The organism is Chryseobacterium endophyticum (assembly GCF_056333165.1).
The window spans coordinates 144,837-167,032 of sequence record NZ_JBWGXE010000003.1; the positions used below are offsets into that span (position 1 = coordinate 144,837).

The 22,196-nt window shown below is 41.1% G+C and carries 17 protein-coding genes; 11 read left to right on the forward strand and 6 right to left on the reverse strand.

Translation table 11 applies throughout. The features are described from left to right. The first annotated feature begins 109 nt into the window (after nucleotides 1-109). Nucleotides 110-1,360: a dicarboxylate/amino acid:cation symporter gene (locus AC0N32_RS08780; protein ID WP_476393479.1), complete on the forward strand. Its 1,251-nt coding sequence runs from the start codon at nucleotides 110-112 to the stop codon at nucleotides 1,358-1,360. A 112-nt stretch (nucleotides 1,361-1,472) separates the two neighbouring features. Next, entirely contained in the window at nucleotides 1,473-2,189 is a 717-nt protein-coding gene (locus tag AC0N32_RS08785) for a phytanoyl-CoA dioxygenase family protein (RefSeq protein WP_476393480.1), read from the forward strand. Nucleotides 2,190-2,506: 317 nt separating this feature from the next. Here the strand turns inward: AC0N32_RS08785 and AC0N32_RS08790 are convergent, their stop codons facing one another. Further along, the gene (locus AC0N32_RS08790) at nucleotides 2,507-5,308 is read right to left on the reverse strand and encodes a GH92 family glycosyl hydrolase (protein ID WP_476393481.1); all 2,802 of its coding nucleotides are present in this window, start codon (nucleotides 5,306-5,308) and stop codon (nucleotides 2,507-2,509) included. Between the two features lie 127 nt (nucleotides 5,309-5,435). On the opposite strand from AC0N32_RS08790, the gene AC0N32_RS08795 reads away from it, so the two are divergent. From AC0N32_RS08795 to AC0N32_RS08805, 3 genes are all read left to right on the forward strand, one after another. Then, on the forward strand, nucleotides 5,436-6,542 hold the full coding sequence (locus tag AC0N32_RS08795; RefSeq protein WP_476393482.1) for an Mrp/NBP35 family ATP-binding protein: 1,107 nt from the start codon (nucleotides 5,436-5,438) through the stop codon (nucleotides 6,540-6,542). 31 nt (nucleotides 6,543-6,573) lie between these two features. Next, nucleotides 6,574-6,822: a NifU family protein gene (locus AC0N32_RS08800; protein WP_066439129.1), complete on the forward strand. Its 249-nt coding sequence runs from the start codon at nucleotides 6,574-6,576 to the stop codon at nucleotides 6,820-6,822. A 528-nt stretch (nucleotides 6,823-7,350) separates the two neighbouring features. Then, a complete protein-coding gene (locus tag AC0N32_RS08805; protein ID WP_476393483.1) occupies nucleotides 7,351-7,965 on the forward strand; it encodes a LuxR C-terminal-related transcriptional regulator in 615 nt (204 codons plus the stop codon). A 126-nt stretch (nucleotides 7,966-8,091) separates the two neighbouring features. Here the strand turns inward: AC0N32_RS08805 and AC0N32_RS08810 are convergent, their stop codons facing one another. From AC0N32_RS08810 to ppk1, 5 genes are all read right to left on the reverse strand, one after another. Next, a complete protein-coding gene (locus tag AC0N32_RS08810; protein ID WP_476393484.1) occupies nucleotides 8,092-11,133 on the reverse strand; it encodes a choice-of-anchor I family protein in 3,042 nt (1,013 codons plus the stop codon). Nucleotides 11,134-11,326: 193 nt separating this feature from the next. Next, complete coding sequence (locus AC0N32_RS08815; RefSeq protein ID WP_476393485.1) at nucleotides 11,327-11,479, reverse strand: hypothetical protein; 153 nt, start codon at nucleotides 11,477-11,479, stop codon at nucleotides 11,327-11,329. Continuing rightward, nucleotides 11,476-12,129, reverse strand: coding sequence for an NAD-dependent epimerase/dehydratase family protein (locus AC0N32_RS08820; protein WP_476393486.1), 654 nt, complete (start codon nucleotides 12,127-12,129; stop codon nucleotides 11,476-11,478). Before AC0N32_RS08820 ends, AC0N32_RS08815 begins: the two co-directional genes overlap by 4 nt. A 349-nt stretch (nucleotides 12,130-12,478) precedes the next feature. Next, a complete protein-coding gene (locus tag AC0N32_RS08825) occupies nucleotides 12,479-13,363 on the reverse strand; it encodes a Ppx/GppA phosphatase family protein (protein WP_476393487.1) in 885 nt (294 codons plus the stop codon). Continuing rightward, entirely contained in the window at nucleotides 13,360-15,432 is a 2,073-nt protein-coding gene (gene ppk1 / locus AC0N32_RS08830; protein WP_476393488.1) for a polyphosphate kinase 1, read from the reverse strand. The genes AC0N32_RS08825 and ppk1 overlap by 4 nt, the downstream gene beginning before the upstream one ends. A gap of 372 nt (nucleotides 15,433-15,804) precedes the next feature. Here ppk1 and dnaK point away from each other — a divergent pair, with 372 nt between their 5' ends. From dnaK to AC0N32_RS08860, 6 genes are all read left to right on the forward strand, one after another. Then, nucleotides 15,805-17,697 (forward strand): molecular chaperone DnaK, encoded by a 1,893-nt coding sequence (gene dnaK / locus AC0N32_RS08835; RefSeq protein WP_476393489.1) that lies wholly within the window; start codon nucleotides 15,805-15,807, stop codon nucleotides 17,695-17,697. Nucleotides 17,698-18,369: 672 nt separating this feature from the next. Beyond that, nucleotides 18,370-18,909 carry a phage tail protein gene (locus AC0N32_RS08840; protein ID WP_476393490.1) on the forward strand — a complete coding sequence of 180 codons (540 nt, stop codon included), beginning with the start codon at nucleotides 18,370-18,372 and terminating at the stop codon, nucleotides 18,907-18,909. A gap of 43 nt (nucleotides 18,910-18,952) precedes the next feature. Next, nucleotides 18,953-19,495 (forward strand): phage tail protein, encoded by a 543-nt coding sequence (locus AC0N32_RS08845; protein ID WP_476393491.1) that lies wholly within the window; start codon nucleotides 18,953-18,955, stop codon nucleotides 19,493-19,495. Nucleotides 19,496-19,529: 34 nt separating this feature from the next. Further along, the gene (locus AC0N32_RS08850; RefSeq protein ID WP_476393492.1) at nucleotides 19,530-20,075 is read left to right on the forward strand and encodes a phage tail protein; all 546 of its coding nucleotides are present in this window, start codon (nucleotides 19,530-19,532) and stop codon (nucleotides 20,073-20,075) included. A gap of 62 nt (nucleotides 20,076-20,137) precedes the next feature. After that, on the forward strand, nucleotides 20,138-21,259 hold the full coding sequence (locus AC0N32_RS08855; protein WP_476393493.1) for a type 1 periplasmic-binding domain-containing protein: 1,122 nt from the start codon (nucleotides 20,138-20,140) through the stop codon (nucleotides 21,257-21,259). Then, complete coding sequence (locus AC0N32_RS08860; protein WP_476393494.1) at nucleotides 21,256-22,191, forward strand: formyltransferase family protein; 936 nt, start codon at nucleotides 21,256-21,258, stop codon at nucleotides 22,189-22,191. The genes AC0N32_RS08855 and AC0N32_RS08860 overlap by 4 nt, the downstream gene beginning before the upstream one ends. Nucleotides 22,192-22,196: the final 5 nt, after the last annotated feature.

Below are 22,196 nucleotides of genomic sequence, written 5' to 3' on the forward strand. Positions count from 1 at the left end.
TATACCAAAACATAAACACAGGGGTTATTTTTTGGCAAAATGTCCATCAGATTTTTTTAAATTACTTCAATTGTAAAAATATTATATTTGCGAAACTTGAATTATTGATATGAAAGGACAAAATAAACTGTTTATCGCCATTGTAGCCGCTTTGATTCTAGGCGTTATGATAGGCGGATTGGTACACGTGCAGTATCCCGAAAGTGCGGAGCCATTTTCTAAAAATATAAAACTTTTGGGAACAGTCTTCATCCGTCTCGTACAGATGATTATTGCTCCGTTGGTATTTACAACCTTAGTGGTGGGAATTGCCAAAATGAGTGACATCAAAATGATCGGAAGGGTAGGAACCAAAGCCATGATGTGGTTTATTTCCGCATCTTTGGTATCTCTTTTTATTGGGTTGATGCTCGTCAACTGGCTGGAACCGGGACATGTTACCAAGCTTCCCATCCAGGATGCTGCTTCCGCCGAAGAACTGCTGAAAACCAGTAAAGGTTTTTCCATGGAAGATTTCGTAAAGCATATTATTCCTAAAAGCCTTTTTGAAGCATTTGCCACCAATGAAGTATTGCAGATCGTGGTGTTTTCCATTATGTTCGGGATTGCCCTCGCCAATATGGGGGAGGAATATGCACAGCCGGTGATCAAATTATTCGATATCATCGCCCATGGAATCCTGAAAATGGTAGGCTACATCATGTGGTTTGCGCCGCTGGGCGTTTTGGGAGCGATTGCCGCAGTCGTGGCCACCAATGGTTTTGAAATATTTAAAGTATATGCGATCTATCTAAGGGACTTTTTCTTTGCACTGGGCATTCTTTGGCTCGTACTCCTGTTGGTAGGCTACATGATTTTAGGAAACCGTCTTTTTGAATTACTGAGAAGGATCAAAGAGCCTTTATTAATTGCCTTTTCTACGACAAGCTCCGAAGCGGTTTTCCCGAAGCTGGTGGAAGAGCTCGAAAGGTTCGGTTGCAACAACCGGGTCGTATCCTTTATTTTACCGCTGGGGTATTCTTTTAATCTGGACGGAAGTATGATGTATATGACCTTTGCCTCCATTTTTATCGCCCAGATCTACGGAATTGAAATGACCATCGGGCAGCAGATCACCATGCTTTTGGTATTGATGCTGACTTCCAAAGGGATCGCCGGTGTACCGAGAGCTTCCCTGGTAATCATTGTGGCAACTTGCTCCATGTTCGGAATTCCGCCGGAAGGGATTGCTTTGATCTTACCGATCGACCATTTCTGTGATATGGGAAGAAGCATGACGAATGTTCTTGGAAATGCCTTAGCAACCTCAGCCGTTTCCAAATGGGAAGGGCAGCTGGATAATCACGGTGGGGACTTATAAAATGTGAATTACAGCCCTGCTGGTGAATGGTCAATAGTGAAGTGTTATATTTCATTGTTGACCATTTATTTTGTGAAATATAAACGAAATTATCTTTTAGAATTTATTGACGATGAACCTTCAAAACCATCAAAATATAATCCTGGAAAACGGATCTACGGTTATCAACAATATCTTTTCTGATGAAGAAATTCAGCAGATCGGTGAAGTGATCCAACATATTGATACCTCAAAAGAGACTTTCAGGAAATCGGAAGACCTATTTGCGATCCGGCAGTTCTTAAAAGAAGTTCCCGAATTGCAGCACCTGATTTTTAATGAAAATTTAAAAACCATAATCAGCGAACTTTTCGGAGAGAAATATTTTGTGGTGAAAAGCATTTATTTCGATAAGCCTGAAACCTCAAACTGGTACGTCGCCTATCATCAGGATCTTACCATTTCAGTAGATCAAAAACTGGAGCTGGAAAATTTCGGACCGTGGACGACCAAACAAAACCAGTTTGCTGTTCAGCCGCCGTTGGATATTCTTGAAAATATATACACGATCAGAATTCATCTCGATGATACCGATGAAAAAAACGGTGCTTTGAAAGTCGTTCCCGGATCTCATGCTAAAGGCGTTTACAGACCCGAAACTATCGACTGGACTGTGGAAACGGAAGAAATTTGCAAAGTAGAGAAAGGGGGAATCATGATTATGAAACCCTTGATTATCCATGGCTCAAACCGTACGACAAACGGAAAGAAAAGAAGGGTGATTCATATAGAATTTTCCGAACGGGAATTACCGGAAGGATTAAACTGGTCGGAAAAAATGGTGTTTTAAATTAATACAAGGCTAAATAAAGCCATGAAATGGCCTAATCAATAGCATCTGGTGAAACCCGATGTATAATTCAAAACAAATGTAAAGAGCCCTGAAAGGGTGAAATCACCAAACCATATAAAGCAAAACCAAACCTCCGGCATTTTCGGAGGGTTTTGCTTTATCAGAGGTTTTTAAGTATCTCACGATTTAGGAAGCATAATGCTCTTTGCTGAGTGAAATCGAAGATTCGACGAAGTCAAACGCCCTAGCGAACTTAAAAACAGTTAGTAGTAAAAAAATCTTTGCGGACTTTGCGTTAAGATCAATATCAACACTTATTTCACAGAAATCTCATCAATAAAAATATAAGCATCGCCGCCTGCTCCCTGGTGCCACTCCGGTAGCTTGCCGAAATGATAGGCTTTTACTTTTACGTATCGGGCCTGCGTTGGTAACACATCGGTGGAGAAATCTTTTACCTGAGGGGTTTCATCTTTCGGATCCAGCGTGTTGTCTACGGTTTTCAGCAGAATGAAATCCTTTCCGTTGTTGGAAACATAGTATTCCACTTTTTTCGGCATTAAAATCCATGCTCTGCTGTCCTGAAGATAAGTGGAGGAGAGGTGAGTAATCTGCTGAGGTGATTTCATATCGATCACCGCTTCAAAAGTCTGGCCCTGGTAGCCCAGCCATTCGCCTTTTCTCCAGTTGGCATCCCCGTTGATTCCGTCGATCAAAGACAGTTTTCCGCTCGCCGTATACTGCGGCGTAGGAGTTGAATTCACGGTGATGTCCCAATTGTTAGGTCTTCTGTTAAAAGCAGCGGTGACAACCGAACTTTTCTCACCGTTTCTTTCCGCATAAGCCGAAACCTGGGTGGTTTTCATGATCGTGAACGGACCTTTATAAGCGGTGAATGTTTTTCTTACATTGGCATCGCCTTCATCCAAAGTCATGTAGTAGATCTTATCATCGGGATTCAGTGCAGTGATCTCCACTTTGGTATTCAGGTCGAAAATTCTTGCCGCAGCAATCACCGGCGAAGCAGTCAGTTCATCATATTTAAAATCCTTGAAAGATTTTACATTTTCAAAACCTAATTTTTTCAGTTCTTCTCTTCCGGTATTCTTAGTGATGGTTCTGGTCGTTCCGTCTTCCAGGTGAATTTTAATTTCATCAAAATAAGGCTTGGTCGTCTGCCATTCGGGAAGTCCCGGTGTCACGGCATAAATTCCCATCGCGCTTAAAATATACCAGGCGCTCATCTGGCCGCAGTCTTCATTTCCGATCAGCCCGTCGGGTGCATTTTTATAATAATTGTCGAGGATGAATTTTATTTTGGCATCCGTTTTTTCCGGTTTTCCTACGTAGTTATAAAGATACGCAATGTGGTGGCTAGGTTCGTTTCCTTGAGCATATTGGCCGATCAGTCCGGTAATGTCCACTTGTTCGCGGCCGGTAGTTTTGTCCGGAGCGGCGAAAATAGCATCGATGAACTGTTCGAATTTTTCCTTCCCGCCATGAGCGGCGATAAGTCCCGGAATGTCCTGCTGAACGGAATAGGAATAATGCCAGGAATTCCCTTCCGTATAATTGTTGTTCACTTCTCTCGGCTCAAACGGTTCGTACCAGTTTCCGTTCTTTCTCGGTTGCATAAATCCGTTTTTCGGATTGTACAGGTTTTTCCAGTTCTGGGAACGTTTCATGAAATACTGGTAATCTTCTTTCTTGCCTAAAATTTTAGCCATCTGTGCAATGCACCAGTCGTCATAAGCATATTCCACGGTTTTGGAAACGCTTTCATGCTCATCATCGATGCTGATAAAATTTTTCTGTTTGTAAGCATTCAGCCCGAAAATATCCAGCATCGCCGAATGTTTGGAGGCTTCAAATGCTTTTTCATAATCAAATCCGGTGATTCCTTTGGTCATGGCATCGGCGATCACGGAAACGGCATGGTACCCGATCATGCATTCCGTTTCATTGGAAGCGAGTTCCCAGACCGGAAGCTTTCCGCCCTGTTCGTACTGTTTGATAAATGTATTGATGAAATCTGCCGTTCTTTTGCGGTCGATTAACGTCATTAACGGATGTGCCCCTCTGAAAGTGTCCCAAAGCGAGAATACCGAATAATAATCGAATCCTTTAGCCATATAAAACTTGTTGTCGCGGCCTCTGTATTTGCCGTCTACATCCATATTGATGTTGGGCTGCGTGAAAACGTGATACATAGCAGTATAAAAAACGGTCAGTTTATCTATATCAGAAGATTTTACTTCGATTTTAGAAAGTTCTTTGTCCCAGTCGGCAACCGCTTGCTTTCTTACAGCTTCAAAATCATTGGATGTCCCCTCTGCCAGCATATTTTTCCCGGCGCCTTCATAGCCTGTCGGGGAAAGGGAAACTTTTACAGCGATCTTTTCTCCTTTTTTAACCTTGGAAGAAAATGCAAGTGCCAGTTGTGTTCCGGTAAAAAGATTGTTTTCATCCTTTCCATTCACTGTTTTTTTTGAAATTTTCATTGGCTTGGAAAACTCAATTCTGGCATAAATATACTGATTGGTCGCCCAGGCTTCACTTCTGCGGAAAACTTCAATGGTTTTACTGTCAATGATCTTTACTTCGCCTTCCAGCAATTTATCTCTATGGTTTAAATCTAAGATGATATTCGCATCTCCGGCATTGTTGAAGGTATACTCATGATAACCGACCCGTTTGGTTGTGGTTAAACGGACATCGATATTATGCTTGTCCAGTTTTACGGAATAAAATCCTGCCGTAGCTTTTTCATTTTTATGCGAAAATGAGGATGAATATTCTTTCGGCCTAAGACCCGGTTTCCCCATTGTCGGCATCAGCATAATGTCCCCGTAATCCGAAACCCCCGTTCCGTTGAGGTGGGTGTGCGAAAATCCGTAGATCACGGAATCGGAATAATGGTAACCGCTGCAGCCGTCCCAGCTCCCGTCGATTCTCGTATCGGGCGAAAGCTGCACCATCCCGAAAGGCACGATGGCTCCCGGAAAGGTATGCCCGTGGCCGCCTGTCCCGATAAACGGATTGACATATTGCGAATAATGCTGCGAAAACAGATTATGGGCAATGATCCCTAAAAGGACGATGAATAATCTTTTCATATATAAAAATTAAAATTCCCCTAAAGTACTATAAAATTTGTTTGCACAAAAGAAAATATCTATCAGTCCTTTTACTTATTCTAAATAGTTAAAAATTACGTAAATTTGTAAACAATTTATTTAGTTTATGTTGACGAAAGAAAAGGTTCAGGATTTCCTCAAGGAAATAGAAGTTGATGATTTGGTGAATAACCTGCAGATCATGGGCGCTGATGTATATATAGACATGACGGCACATTCTCCGGCCATGCACGAAAAGAAAAAACTCGAGGCTGCCATGAAACAGGCGTTTGCCAGCGAATTTGGGGAAGAGGTGAATCTTAAATTAAAGATCGTTTCTCCGGAACCGAGCGAAATTCAGCAAAGTCAGATCAAAGGGAAGCAGATTCCCGGGATTCAGAATATCATTGCCATCGCTTCCGGAAAAGGAGGGGTTGGAAAGTCTACGGTTTCTGCCAATATGGCGGTAACTTTAGCAAAAATGGGCTTTAAAGTAGGATTATTGGATGCCGATATTTACGGGCCATCTGTACCTACGATGTTCGATACGGAAGGGGAGAAGCCGATCTCCGTAGAAGTAAACGGAAAAAGCCTGATGAAGCCGATCGAAAATTATGGCGTGAAAATGCTTTCGATAGGCTATTTCTCAGGAGCCAACCAGGCGGTGGTGTGGAGAGGCCCGATGGCTTCCAAAGCGCTGAACCAGATGATCCGTGACGCAGCTTGGGGAGAACTGGATTTCCTATTGATCGATCTTCCTCCGGGAACGGGAGATATTCATTTATCCATCATCCAGGAAGTTCCTGTAACAGGAGCGGTGATCGTAAGTACGCCTCAGCATGTGGCGCTGGCCGATGTAAGAAAAGGGATTGCCATGTTCCAGATGGAAAGCATCAATATTCCGGTACTGGGATTAATCGAAAATATGGCGTATTTTACCCCGGAAGAATTACCGGACAATAAATATTATATCTTCGGTAAACAGGGAGCGCAGTATATGGCTGAAGATCTTGGAATTCCTGTATTGGGAGAGATTCCGTTGATCCAGAGCATTCGTGAAGCAGGCGATGTCGGAAGACCGGCAGCACTACAGGAAAATTCAAAAATTGCGGAGATCTATACGGAGACCGCCAGAAATATGGTGGAAAGCCTTGTGGAAAGAAATAAAAACCTTCCTCCCACGGAAGCGGTGAAAATTACCACCATGGCAGGATGCTCGCCAAAGGCAAAGTAATTTCAGAATTGAAAACCAACTGACAGAAAATATGGAAACAAATATAACACACGAAGATACCGTAACAAGGGTACTGGAAGCTCTGGAAAGCATTCGTCCGTTTCTCAATAAAGATGGCGGCGATATTGAGCTGATTGATGTGAAGGATAACCTGGTTTATGTAAAGCTTTTAGGAAACTGTTCCGGATGTTCATTAAATTTTTCAACCTTGAAACTAGGCGTTGAAAATACGATTAAACAGCATGCCCCGGAAATTGAAAAAGTAATAAGCGTAGAGTAAAGTATTAAAAAATATATTTTTAAACAGACCTTAGCACTTTAAGGTCTGTTTTTTTATGGGATTACTGGTCCAAGGATGGGATTTGGACGGATATTTGCGTAGGTAAATATAATGATGTGATACAGAATCTTAAGTTTCCCTGTTTCAATTGTTTTTAAGAAAATATTAGAGATTTTGTGAGAAATTTATAGTAATATTTCTACACGCTTGTGAATATTATATGTATTATTTTTGTAGAAAATATTTACACTGCTGATATGGGGATGATGCTTTGTAATATACTTTTTTATTCATATAATTTAAATGTTTAATAATTTTTAGAGATTTTATAAAAATTATTCCATTACAGATTCCAGATGTCCGGGAATCAGAAAAAACTGGTGTTCGTAATTTTGAAAGAACTTCCTGGCAGAAGGGCTAAGAATATGATTCTAAGTGGTATTTGGTCTGTAACTTGTATTGAAAAAATGTAAAATAAAGAGAAGACGTTTCCCATTCAAAGGGGAATTTATTTAAAAAACTAACTCTATGAAAAATATACTCATTGCTGACGGTCACTATGTAGTAAGGACAGGTACAGCTCTGGTGCTAAAATCGAAACTTCAGTATAATTGTGATATAGATTTTGCAGAAACCTATTCTGAAACAAAAGATATGATTTCTGAAAAAATATATGACCTGTTGATCATTGATATCGATATACCGGGGAGTATTTTTAAGGCAATGGTAAAAGATCTTAAAAAAAAACAAAAACACCTTAAAATTCTATTTTTTTCCACCTATGATGATAACGTAGGGATTCAATACGTAGAGGAAGGAGCCGCAGGATATCTGAGCAAAGGAGCGTCTGAAGCCGAAATTATCGCTGCAGTTACCGCGATGTTTGAAGAAGGATATTATTACACCATCAATATGATGAAAAAACTGGTCACCCATTCTACCGACAGCCATTCCGTGGAGCGGCTATCAAAAAGAGAGTTCCAGATTTTCAAGCTGCTGGCCCAGGGAAACGGGAATATAGAAATTTCAAATATTCTTAATCTGAAAATGTCTACCATAAGCACGTACAAAAAGAAGATATTCGAAAAGCTTCAGGTAAAAAATGTCGTGGATCTCGTAAGGATTTATGACGATATGCACTGAAATATAAATCCGGTGAAGTCCAAAAAGTCCGCCGGATTATTGTTAAAAAACTTTACCAAATGCAGTTATTAACTGAAAAAAGCCCCGGAAATACCGGAGCTCTTTTCAATCAACTCATATTATATTCTATTTTACAATAACTCTTTTCAAATGTCCTTCCGAAGTTTTTACAAGATAAACTCCTGTTGAAAGTTTCGAGGTGTCAATCGTCAGGGCATTTTTCTCTTTACCGATAAGCTTTCCTGAAAGGTCATACAGTTCATAATCCTGTACTCTGTTAAAATACAGGGTACTTCCTTTTGCAACCGGATTCGGGAATACGTTGAAGGTTGCTTTTTCAGCTTTTACCTCTCCGGTTCCCAGGGTAGTTGTTCCGGCAATTTCGTACATAGATAATGTTCCGCTGATCTCGTTGGCAATGATCACATATCCTTTCCCGGTGGTTGTGTTTTCAGGAGCGATATAGATAATTCCTTCCGGACCATTGTCGCCACCGTACGCAGATGTCATCCGTGAATGCTTATAGTCGGTAAACGTAGGACTGTTCGGATCTGTAATATTGTATACCATGACACCTCCGGTTCTTTCCAAAGTGATGAAGGCATACGTCTGTCCGTTGATATTTCCCAGGGCCACACCTTCCGGCTCAGGACCTTTCGCGCGACTTCTGCTCTTTACCGTATTGGATTCGTTGTCAGCATTGAAGATCAATGGATGATTGGCCGCGATATATCTCTCAAACTGGTCGCCGCTATCGTAAACAATCTGTCTGGTATCCGCATTAAAGATCGAGAAAGAACGGGCACCCAGTGCAGCAATTTCTTCAAAATCCGAATCTCCGTCAGTATTTCCTGTGGCATTGGAAATCCTGAATCTTCCGAGGTTGTAGGATGCCTTTAGAACAGATGCCTGAGGAAACAGTGAAGCATCCAGTGTGTAATTATTTGCTCCTACGGTCGTCCTTTCGCTAAATCCTGAAAGATCTTTTTCGTCCCCTTCATTGGCTGTTACGATATAGTGGGTATTTCCGACTTTGTAATTCTGAACGGCATCCGGAGTATAATATGTTTTCACCGGCCAGTTGGCAATTAGAATTTCGTTGTTATTATCGGAAGCATCAAAACCGTTTCCTGGAAGGCTCATGTCTTTTTTGCCTAATCCCCAGATTCCTGTAATGGTTTTTGTTTCTAAGTTTACTTCTGCTACTGCATTGTTTTCCTGAAGGGTTACCCAGGCTTTCTGGCTGTCGGAACTGATGGTAATGTATTCAGGTTCCAGATCCTGTGAAAGGGTATTGTTGGTTCTTACCTTTCTTAATCCTGTAGCCGTTAAAGCTGCAACCTGCGAATCAAACGCATTAAAATTAAGGGTTGTCACGTTACTTTGTGTAAGATTGGCGATGCCTCCGGAAATATCAATGATGCTGATGGTTCCTTCCGGATCAACAGTATATGCATCATTAGGTTCTCCTTCATTGGCGGTCATTACTTTGCTACCGTCAGGAGAAAAAGTGATCATATCAGGTAATGCACCTACGCTTACCTGTTTGAGGAAATTTCCGTTGATGTCAAAGAAAACGACAGAGCCGTTCTGCTGTGGGTTGATGTTGGGTGATGCTGCAGCAATGATTCCATTCTTCACGGCTATGCTGGTAATGCCGCCGTAAGGAGCCATATTGATCGTATTTACAACCGTCGGCTGGTTCGGGTTGCTGAAATTAATGATATCAAAAACATCCGTAATGGAGCTGATGGTAAATAATCTCTGGGTTGCGGGATCGTGAACTACAATTTCCGTAGAGCTGCTGTTGTTTCCGGAAGGATCGAAGCTGCCGATATAGTTTAACGAAATTTGATTCGACGGCACAGGAGCCTGCTTATCATTATCAATAATATACACCGTTGCCGTATTGTCACCGGAAATCGTCGCTCCCACAGGACTTTCAAGGCTTACAACGAAATATTCTGCCTGCTGCTCCTCCAGCGTGTCATCAATGATCGGAATATTCACCGTAAAGTCTGTCATGGAAGGAGTCAGCGTAATGGTCTGATTGGTTAAAGTAAAATCATTACTGTCGGCTGTGCTGAAAGGTGCGGGCTTTACCACAAGGTTTACAGAGGCATTCGAAGGATTGGCAATATTTAATTTAAATGCCAATGACCCTGCATTTTCGTTGACCTTAATAAAGTTTTTATCTAAAGAAACCGAGGTTCCTGCTGTTGTAAATAGTGTAGACGTAACAGCGGTAACTGCATTGTCGTTCGTATCCTCAACCACATTCGGCTTTAAAGCCAGATAATACGTCTGATTGGGAACTAAACCGGAAACCGGAATAATCGTAATCTTATTGTTAATAAAAGTAGTGGTGAAAGGGACTGTCGTTCCGGAAGCACTTCCCAGACGGAAATCCACAAGATCATGTGCATTGGAGTCATTGATGGAAGAATTGTCGATCAGCCTTACATTTTCATTGAATGAAATACTTGGGTTTAAAACCGTTGAAGCATTCGTTGTGTTATTGGAAGGAAGATAAGTAACCGTTGGTGGGGTCGTATCGGCTCCGCTGAATGCTGTGGCATCTACGGTAAAATTATCGAAACGGTTATTTCCCGCGGTTCCCCCGCCTGTCGCAGAAAACTCCACCTTAAGCTTGAAGTTAGGATTATTGGAAACGCCCGCCACTGAAGAAAAATCAAAGGTAATCAGTTGTGGGTTTGCATCCTGCGGAGAAACAGTCTGGTACACCTGGAAATTGGTGCCGTCCGTAGAATAAGACCACGTCTGGGTACCTGCCCCTGAGCCGGATCTTCTTGTCGTAAATTTTACCACAACATTCTGATAGCCCGTAGTAGGAAGATTAAACTGTAGATTCCCATTGATCGGAAGATTGTACCGTAAATGCGTTCCCGAAGCATCTCCGTTTCTCGCATTAAGGTTTTCAACATTAAAATTCTGTCCGGTACCGCCGGCAAAATCGATTTCCGTTGTTCCGCTGGTAAAAGCGCTCATCGATCCTCCGGTTAAGGTTACAGTTGGAGTGGTAATCGCTGCCGCCGAAGTATTGTTGTTGAAATTCCAGTAGTGGATGAGTGAGGTTTGCCCGAAAACCGCTCCCTGAAGAAAAAATGCGGCTACGACAGAACCTTTTAAAAAGTAATGATGAATCATTTTTGCTGATATTATTAGATGTATGCAAAAATGACATTTCTCCGCTTTAAATATTTTAAGGGAATTTTAAAAAATGATTAATAAATACGTATTATTTGATGGGAAATGTGAAGAAAATATGAAACCGTGAGCCATGCATCGTTGCCGGAATTTATCCGAAAACGATCTTAAGCTTCATTGAATATTAGTTTCTTTATTTAGAGATCTGTCCTGAAAAATTCAGGTTTTTTCCTGTGGTCTTACGCCCTTCAAGAGGATGTTTCTGCATGTAAAAAAAGCCTGAAATAGCGGTCAGAACCAATAAAATAAAAGCAACCAGAAAAATTCTCTTTAACATTTCTTTCATAGTGCCAGATTTTTAATGTCCTTGATTTCTAATGTGGAGGTAGGGTATCCTTTCTGTACTGCGTTGATCATTGCTCTGCCCACCTCGTGTAAAGTTAATGATTTTGATGGGAATACCATAGGAAAAAACCAAATAAAAGGCTTAAAAAACCATTTTACATTTTTCTGACCTTCAACGGGTTTCATAAATCCCGGGCGAAAATTATACACCCCTCTGAACCCAAGTTTTCTTAAATCGTTTTCCGTTTTCCCTTTTACCCGGGCCCACATTATTTTTCCGCTCTCGGTTTTATCGGTATACAGCCCCGAAACATAGTTGAAAACCATATTGGGGTTATGTTTTAATACTGCTTTGGCAAAATGAATAGTCGTGTCATGCGTTATTTTGGTATATTCTTCTTCGCTCATGCCTACACTGCTGATGCCTGCGCAGAAGAAAACCGCGTCATACCCTTTGAAATTTTCATCATGAGGATCAATGGCCAGGAAATCCGGAACAATATATTCTTTCAGTTTCGCATGCTTCTTTCCACAAGGTTTACGGCTGACGCTCAGGACTTCGAAAATCTCCGGATTATCAAGGCATTCCATCAGAACACCTTCGCCTACCATTCCTGTTGCACCGGTCAGTATAATTTTAATTGAGTTCATTTTCGAATATTATTTAATGATAATGACGTTTCCGATTAAACTTTTACTTTATAATAAGGTTTAAAAAGTATAATTTTTTTATCTGAATAAAAACGTAAGCATCTTTTACCAAAAACGTCGGTACCTTTTGAGTAAAACGTCGAAAGGTTTTCCCTAAAACGTCGAAGGGTTTTTCTTAAAACGTCGGGACGTTTTTTAGCAAAGGAAGTAATGGTTGAAAATCAATAGGTTGCACGGTTAATTTAGTAGTTGTGTCTCCTTTGTTTTTTCCTGGGCAGATTTTTCGGATTCAATCAAAATAAAACCGGCCCATAAAAATCAGCCGGTTGAGAATTTATGTCGTAAAAAATTACTTTTTGTCCTTCAGATTGCTGTAGATATTATGGATCAAACCGTCTGCAACAGATATTTTAGGGACGAAAATCCTGTTGATCTCCGACCACGACATCACATTGTTGAAGATTTTCAGGGCGTGAACGAGTACATCTGCCCGGTCTTCGCGCAAATTGTATCTGGTCATCCTTTCATCCACCGTAAGATCATCGAATTCTTTATACACCTTTTTGAGATGCGAAAGCGACATAGGCATTCCGTCCTTTGTTTTGCTCATGGAGAATACTTTATTGATATTTCCGCCGGAGCCGATCGCAACGATCGGTTTTTTGCTGTTGATGTTTTTCCTGATCTCTTCTTTCATATCTTTCCAGTTGTCAGGCGTTACCAGATCGTTCAGCAGGCGGATTGTTCCGATATTGAACGATTTCTCATAAAGCATTTTGCCGTTTTCATAAAAAGTAAGCTCGGTAGAACCGCCGCCCACATCGATATAGAGATAGGCAAATTCTTTATCAAGGCCTTCTGCAATATGGTTTTCAAAAACAAGGGAAGCTTCCTCGTCCCCGGAAATGATCTCAATATTGATTCCGGATGTATTCTTCACTTCATCGATGATCTCCATTCCGTTTGCAGCATCACGCATCGCACTTGTGGCACAGGCTCTGTAATGTTCGACATTATAGATCTTCATCAGATCGCTGAAAATCTTCATGGAATCGATCACCATCTTTTCACGCTCTTCCCCGATTTTACCCATCGTAAAAACGTCCATCCCCAACCTCAGGGGAATTCTCAAAAGATTAAGTTTGATAAATTCCGGCTGCTTATTGCTTATTTTGACTTCATTGATGAGAAGCCGGGCTGCGTTACTTCCTATATCTATGGCTGCGATCTTCATTTTTTGTTCGTTTTGGCATGTAAATACCGGTAGGTTTCTACCTGGGAGCGGCATTCCTCTTTATGGTTCTGGATATACTCGTTGCTCAATTTTTTGTCTAAAATACGAGCTTTTACATTATCTTTCAACTGTATATCAAGAATATCTTTCAATTCCTTCTTAAGGTTCTTATCGGTGATCCTTGCAGCGGCTTCAATCCGGTAATCCAGGTTTCTCGTCATCCAGTCGGCGGAGGAAATATACATGTCTTCGGCGCCTTTGTTATAGAAATACATCACCCTGGCATGTTCCAGGTATTCATCGACAATGCTGATGGCCTTTATTTTTTCTTTAAATTCCTTCTGGTTTACAGCACAATAAATGCCTCTTACGATCATTTTGACGTGAACGCCGGCGCTTGCCGCTTCGTAGAGCTTTTCGATCAGGGCTCGGTCGCTTACCGAGTTGGCTTTGATGATCATTTCTGCACGCCTTCCGGCCTTGGCTTCTTCAATCTCCTTATCAATATGGTGAACGATCTTTTCACGCATAAACTGCGGGCATACCAGAAGGTTTTTACAGGTTTTCAGGACCGGTAAATAATCATCCTTCGGCTTTTTAAGAACATTGAACACCTTATTGATGTCTGCCATGATTCCCCGGTCTGCTGTCATCAGTAAATGATCTCCGTAAATTCTGGCTGTTTTTTCATTAAAGTTTCCGGTGCTTACAAATCCGTACTGAATGGTTTTATTATGGGATCTTTTTTTGATCACACAAAGCTTGGCGTGCACCTTCTTATTGGGAAGGCCTATCAAAACCGTGATTCCTTCGGGTTCCAGCATTTCTTTCCACTCGAGGTTAGACTCTTCATCGAATCTCGCCTGAAGCTCAAGCATCACGGTAACATCCTTGCCGTTCCTTGCCGCATAAATCAGGGCATTGATAATCTTCGAACTGCTGGCAAGGCGATAGGCTGTAATCTGTATAGACTTTACATCTGGGTCCATCGCCGCTTCACGCAGAAGATCGATGACAGGATTATATTTATGATAAGGGAAGGTGAGGAGCACATCATGTTTCAGGATGACATCCGTTACTCTTTCTCCGTGCTCAAAATCAGGATGGGTAAAGGAAGTCCTTTCTACAGGCCTTTCATACTTTTCAAAAACATCAGGGAAATCCATAAAATGTTTGAAATTATGAATCTTACCACCGGGGATGATGCTGTCTTTTTTCGTTAAATTTAATTTTCGGATAAGCATTTCCAGTAAAGCCTTATCCATGTCTTTATCAAAAACAAATCGCGTAGGCTTTCCTTTTCTGCGGTTCTTCAGTCCTTTTTCTATTTTTTCGGCAAAGTTGGTTCTGATATCGTTATCGAGCTCCAGCTCGGCATCTTTTGTTACTTTAAAAGCATTCGCCGAAAATTCATCATATCCGAAATAGGAAAAAATGTGTGGCAGGTTGAAGGTGATCACATCTTCCAGAAGCATTACATCCTTTTCCTGGGGATCTTCAGTCGGAAGCAATAAAAACCTTCCTACAAAGCGTGACGGGATTTCTATGATCGCGTAGTTGCTGGAATACTGCCAGTCTCTCTTTCTCATGGCAACGCCCAGATAGAGACTTTTGTCCCTCATATAAGGCATGGGCGTATTCTCATGAAGAAGGATCGGGATCACGTTGGATTCCACCACTTCATCAAAATATTTTCTGACGAATTCTTTCTGGGCGGACGTTAAGTTTTTCGGTGTTTTAATAAAGACGTGATGATCGGCCATTTCACCCTGGATCTTTCTCCAGGTCTTATCAAAATTCTGCTGATGGCGAATAACGATATCATTGATTTTCTGAAGGATCTTAGAAGGCGGCTGATAGAAAGATTCGGCAATGACCTTTTCCTTAAAATCCATGGCACGCTTTAATCCGGCAACGCGTACCCTGAAAAATTCATCCAGATTATTTGAGAAAATCCCCAAAAACCGGATTCTTAAATGTAAAGGGACTTTCTCGTCCATGGCTTCCTGAAGCACCCTCTCGTTGAAAGCAAGCCAGGTAATATCTCTCGGATTAAAATGTAATGACATTCGCTAGTTTATAATTTATCAAAAATAATAATTCACCCTTTCTTGCACAGATTTTCAACGTTAAGCTTTAATTAAATTTATATGAAAAACTTTTGTCAAATTGATTTTGCAAGTGATTAAAGTTATTAAAAAATACAGTTGAACGGAAGCGGGTCAATGAAATTCACAAAAAAGTGACAGTATGGTCAGATTTAAGAAGAATGAAAATCTGTATAGAAACACTGTATGATGATGTATGGGTACATCCTGAAGCTCTTTATTGATGGTTGTTTAAATAAGATGTGTCAATTTGTCACAAAAATTTGAATGGTATAAATATTGAGAAATACAGAATGTAAATTAAAAAATTTAAAATAGAAAAAATAAAATATTATGAGTAAAATAATCGGAATCGACCTAGGTACAACCAACTCTTGTGTTGCCGTAATGGAGGGAAAAGACCCTGTTGTAATTCCTAACGCAGAAGGTAAAAGAACAACGCCGTCCATCGTGGCATTCACAGAAGACGGTGAAAGAAAAGTAGGGGATCCTGCCAAAAGACAGGCGGTAACCAACCCTACAAAGACTGTTTATTCTATCAAAAGATTTATCGGAACGCACTTTAAAGATGATGCTTCCGAAATCTCCAGAGTACCTTATAAAGTGGTATCAGGACCAAACGATACGGTAAAAGTAAAGATCGACGACAGAGAATATACGCCACAGGAAATTTCCGCCATGACGCTTCAGAAAATGAAGAAAACGGCTGAAGATTATCTTGGTCAGGAAGTAACAAGAGCGGTAATCACGGTTCCGGCTTACTTCAACGATGCGCAGAGACAGGCTACCAAAGAAGCCGGTGAAATCGCAGGTCTTAAAGTAGAAAGAATCATCAACGAGCCTACAGCAGCCGCTTTGGCTTATGGTCTTGATAAAAACCATAAAGACCAGAAAATTGCAGTATACGACTTAGGTGGTGGTACTTTTGATATTTCGATCCTTGATTTGGGAGATGGTGTATTCGAAGTATTGTCTACAAACGGTGATACGCACTTAGGAGGGGATGACTTCGATGATGTGATCATCAACTGGATGGCTGATGAGTTCAAATCTGAAGAAGGTGTTGATCTGAAATCTGACGCGATCGCATTACAGAGATTGAAAGAAGCAGCTGAAAAAGCAAAAATCGAGCTTTCTTCTTCTCCACAAACGGAAATCAACCTTCCATATATCACCGCTACGGCTACAGGTCCTAAGCACTTGGTGAAAACCCTTACTAAAGCTAAATTCGAGCAATTGTCTGCTGACCTGGTAAGAAGATCAATGGAGCCGGTTGCCAAAGCATTGAAAGATGCAGGTTTATCCACTTCGGATATCGACGAAGTAATCCTGGTAGGTGGTTCTACAAGAATTCCGATCATCCAGGAAGAAGTTGAGAAATTCTTCGGTAAAAAACCGTCTAAAGGGGTTAACCCGGATGAGGTTGTAGCCATCGGTGCAGCTATTCAGGGAGGTGTATTGACGGGTGATGTGAAAGACGTTCTTTTATTAGATGTTACACCACTTTCTTTAGGTATCGAAACAATGGGTTCTGTTTTCACGAAATTAATTGAAGCGAACACCACGATCCCGACTAAAAAATCTGAAGTATTCTCTACTGCGTCTGACAACCAGCCGGCAGTAAGCATCAGAGTAGGACAGGGGGAAAGACCGATGTTCAACGATAACAAGGAAATCGGGAGATTCGACCTTACCGATATTCCACCGGCACCAAGAGGTGTTCCTCAGATCGAAGTAACTTTCGACATCGATGCCAACGGTATCCTGAGCGTATCTGCTAAAGATAAAGGAACCGGTAAAGAACAGTCAATCAAAATCCAGGCTTCTTCAGGTCTTTCCGACGAAGAAATCGAAAGAATGAAGAAAGAAGCTCAGGAAAATTCTGCAGCGGATGCGAAAAGAAAAGAAGAAGTTGAAATCTTCAACAAAGCAGACGGATTGATCTTCCAGACGGAAAAGCAATTGAAAGAGTTCGGTGATAAATTATCTGCGGATAAAAAAGCAGCTATCGAAACCGCTCACGGCGAATTGAAAACCGCTTTTGAAGCTAAAAATGCAGATGACGTAAAAGCTAAAACCGAAGCTTTGGATGCCGCATGGATGGCCGCTTCAGAAGAACTGTACGCAGCAGGACAACAGCCGGGTGCCGATGCAGGTGCTCAGAATGCAGGAAATGCAGGTGGTGCAGAAGATGTACAGGATGCAGATTTTGAAGAAGTGAAGTAATTATTGCTTTAAATAATAAATAATTAAAACCGCTTTAAACGAAAGTTTAAAGCGGTTTTTTTATGGTATAAAACGAATCAAATGATAACATTATCTCTTGTTTTTCAAAACCTAAACTTTCTTTAATTACAGATTATTTTTTTTAAATATTCAGCCATAAAATAAAGCTGCCAAGTTTTATAGTAATAATCCACGGCCAAATTTCAAGCAGATTCAGTATAAATACTTAGTTCCGGTAAAGTTGTAATACTTAATTTTATCAAAAAATAAATACCTAATCATAATTGCTTTAACTGTGAAGAAAAGTTATCGATATTGAATTATTTTATAATTTTTTACAATAAATAGTGATTATGTCAATAATAAAATTAAATTTGTAATAAGAACTGGTTGCTGTAATAACAGTTTTACCGCTCACAAAAACTAAAAACTAAATAAAATAATCATGAAAATCCTTGTAAGCAATTCTTTTGCAAAATTAAGATCACATTTTCGCGACTGATATAAAGGTAAGATACAGGTCCTCAAGCTGAAGTTTTGTATTTCCCTGTATTCGTGCTTTTTCACTCCGAAATGTTTTTAGCAGCCTATCAATTTATTCAGAATAGAATTGTGTTATCATTTCCTGAATAAATACACTTTAATAAAATTTTCATCTTAAAAACAATAATTATGGACGGAACAATTGGAGAAATCCGACTTTTTGCCGCAAACTTTGCTCCCAAATCATGGCAGTATTGTAATGGCGCTTTATTGGCCATCAGGTCAAATACGGCTTTATTCTCGATTTTAGGGACTACCTATGGTGGGGATGGCCAGACTACCTTCGGGCTGCCGAATCTTGCAGGCAGGTCGGTTGTTGGAGTAGGGCAAGGTCCCGGCTTATCGGCTAATTATAAATTGGGAAGTACGGCAGGAACAAATTCTGTACAGCTGACTACGGCCAATTTACCTGCTCACATCCACGCTGTTGCAGGAAGTGTTCAAATTCCGGCGTATTCGGATGAGGGCGACTCCGGCACACCGGCGAATAACATCCTCGCATCAAAGGGTGCTATGTACAATCAAAGTCCGAATTCTACGACAAGACCCCTTCCTTTAACCTTGCAGATTGGTGATTCAGGAGGAAATAACGCGCTTACTTTCGTTCAGCCTTCGCTTGGAATGAATTATATCATTTGCCTTTACGGAGTGTTCCCTTCAAGAGGATAATCATTGAAATTTAAAAAAATTAATAACACTTAAAAATATCATTATGGAAGGTTATATAGGAGAAATCCGGATGTTTGGCGGAAATTTCGCTCCTCGCGGGTGGGCTTTCTGCGACGGAACACTTTATAGCATAGCAGAATATACCACAGTATTTTCAATATTGGGCAACAATTTTGGCGGAGACGGCCAGACTACATTCGGGGTGCCGGATCTGCGGGGAAGAATTGCTGTAGGGACCGGTACGGGGAATGGTCTTACCGAAATAGAGTTAGGAGAGGTTGGCGGATCCGAGACGGTTACGATGACCACGGCACAAATGCCTGCGCACAACCACACCGCAACAGGAACCATCTCATTTCCATGTTTTTCAGATGAAGGTAATACAGGTTCTCCGGCAGGTAATATACTGGCAGGTTCAGAAGCTGCTTACTCTACTCTGGATCCGGATACTTTCATTGCACCTGCAACCACGTCGGGTTATACATCAGCTACAGGAAGCAATATTCCGTTTAGTATCATACAACCTGTGCTGGCAACCAACTACATTATCTGTCTTGAAGGCTATTGGCCGCCACGACAGGATTAATTCATTAAAATTATTAATAGAAAAAACAATTACTATGGAAGGAACCATGTCAGAAATAAGAATGTTTGCCGGAAATTTTGCTCCCCAATATTGGGCATTATGTCAGGGGCAGGCAATGGCAGTCAATACCAATCAGGCACTTTTTGCACTTTTGGGGACTACGTACGGAGGTGATGGGATCACCAACTTCATGCTGCCTAATTTGGCAGGAAGGACCGCGATGGGGACCGGAATAGGGGTAGGAACCAAAGTATTCCAATTAGGAATGATGGTAGGTACTGAAACCGTAACCTGCGACATACAGCATATGCCGACGCACACACACAGTGCAGGATCAGAAGCCGCTTCAATAAAAACATTTTCGAGTCCCGGAAGTACCGGTTCTCCGGCAGGGAGTGCACTTGCGTCACTCGATGGCTTATATTCTACTGATCAGCCGGACAGCAGTATGAAACCGTTGCCCAATAATACATTAACGTTAAGCGTTGCAGGGGCGGGGCAGCCGATTAATATTCGTCAGCCTTATCTCGGAATCAATTACATCATCTGTACTTACGGAATTTTTCCCTCAAGGTCTTAATCAGCATTTATTTACTCAGCCTGTGGCAAACAATTTTGCTGCAGAATGATCTTAACAATACCATGAAAATAGCTCTACTTTTACCCAGGTCTGTCATTTATCCCTCCATTTCGTTCGATATTATGGATGGTTTCAAACAATCCCTCAAGAATATGGGATTGGAAGGATACCATGAAATTATTTCAGCAGGAATCGGGGTTGCTGCAAAAAACGAAGAAATTTATGATCAGTGCGAGCAGTTTTTGCTGACCGGAACAGAGATCATCATCGGATATATGAATCCTTTTTCAGCAGAATTCGTGCATCCTCTTTTTGAGGCTTCCGGAAAAACACTGATTGTCCTGGACAGCGGTTATCATTTTCCCAGATTCAGCGAAAAACTTTCAAATGCATGGTTTCTCTCTCTTCAGGGCGGTCTTTGTACACGGGTGGTCACACACAAAGCCATAGAAGACGGATTCAGGAATTTTGCATTCAGCTGTTCTTTTTATGATGCGGGGTACCGTCCTTCGTATGTATATGCCGCTGCTGCTGAAGAAAAAGGAGGATCGGTAGTATTTAATCATATTACTTCTCTGAAACGTTCTGATTTTACCTTAAAACCACTTACGGAGTTTCTTGAAAACGAACAGGACACTGCGGTGCTGGCAACTTTTTGTGGTGATATGGCCGAGGATTTTTTTGCCGAAAGCAGCGAAAATTCCGGGTATTATAAAGTCTATGGAACTGGCTTTACTTCCGATGAAACCTGGCTGGGAAAGATACCGTATCCTGGTTACGACTGGAGTGCAGCCGCCGCCTGGTCCAGAAATTTGAAGATTCCTGAAAATGAAACTTTTGTAAGTGTAATGGACGGAATTAAATATGGAAAGGCCAATCTGTTTTCCTTGTTGGGATGGGAAGCAGCACAGTTTGTAGGGCTTGAAAATACAGTGTTTGATGGAATGACCATTCATTCACCGCGCGGAAAAGTTTATATGAATCCTGAAAACGGATTTTCAGAGGCTGAAGTTTATTATGCTACCGTTTCAAAAGATGAAGAAACGGGAAATTGTATTTTAAAAGATATTCATGCAGCTTCCGTCACGGAAACGGAACGTGAAGCACTGGAACGGAATATTGAATACATCAGAACGGTAGAAGCCAATACGTGGCTTAATGCTTATGCCTGTTTAGAATCATGATAAACGCATTTAAAATAGCAGTTCTATGTAACAACCGGATGGCATTTCCGGCTTTGCAGGCTTTACAGGCTGCAGGCCGGCTTTGTGCATTAGGAGTTCCTGATAATAATCCGGAAGTCATTGATTTTTGCACCATGCTTTCAAAACAGTCCGGGATACCTTTGTTTTTATTGACTAAGGAAAGCTGCAGCGATCGGATAAAAGAAATAATGAATACCGCGGCCCATGCTATTTTTACCATGACTTTTCCATGGAAAATTTCTTCTGAAATTCTTACGCTGTATCCTGGTACATTTTACAACTTTCATTACGGGCTTTTACCTGAAATGCGTGGGGCTGATCCGGTTTTTGAAACGATCAGGAGCCGTTCAGGACAATCGGGGATTACCGTTCATGTCATTGATCAGTTTATTGATAAAGGATCAGTTATTCTTAAGAAAATTATTCCTGTCACTCAGGAGATGACCCATGGTGCACTATGCACTCATTTGTCGTGGTTAGGTGCTAATCTTTTAAATGAACTTTTAGACCTTTTGCAAAGTAATTTCCAGGGAACGGCACAGAGTGAAGAAAAAGCCCGGTACTATCCTAAGCCCGGCGTTTCTGATGTCTGCATTTCCTGGGAAAAAAATGATGCCGAATCCATTGAAGCCTTGGCAAGAGCATGTAATCCATGGAATAAAGGTGCTTATACCCAATGGAACGGATGGAATATCAGAATATTGGAAGCTACCCCTGTTCATCATATAAATCATAGCACAGGACTTCCAGGGACCATTCTGTTTTTGGATAAGGAAAATGGATTAATTGTTCAATGTAATCATAATTCACATCTGAGACTAGATATCGTTTACACCGAAGAGGGCTTCATGAGCGGGTATAAATTATCCGCTTTCGGGCTCAGGGAGGGTGAGAAATTCCTCAATTTATAACTTAA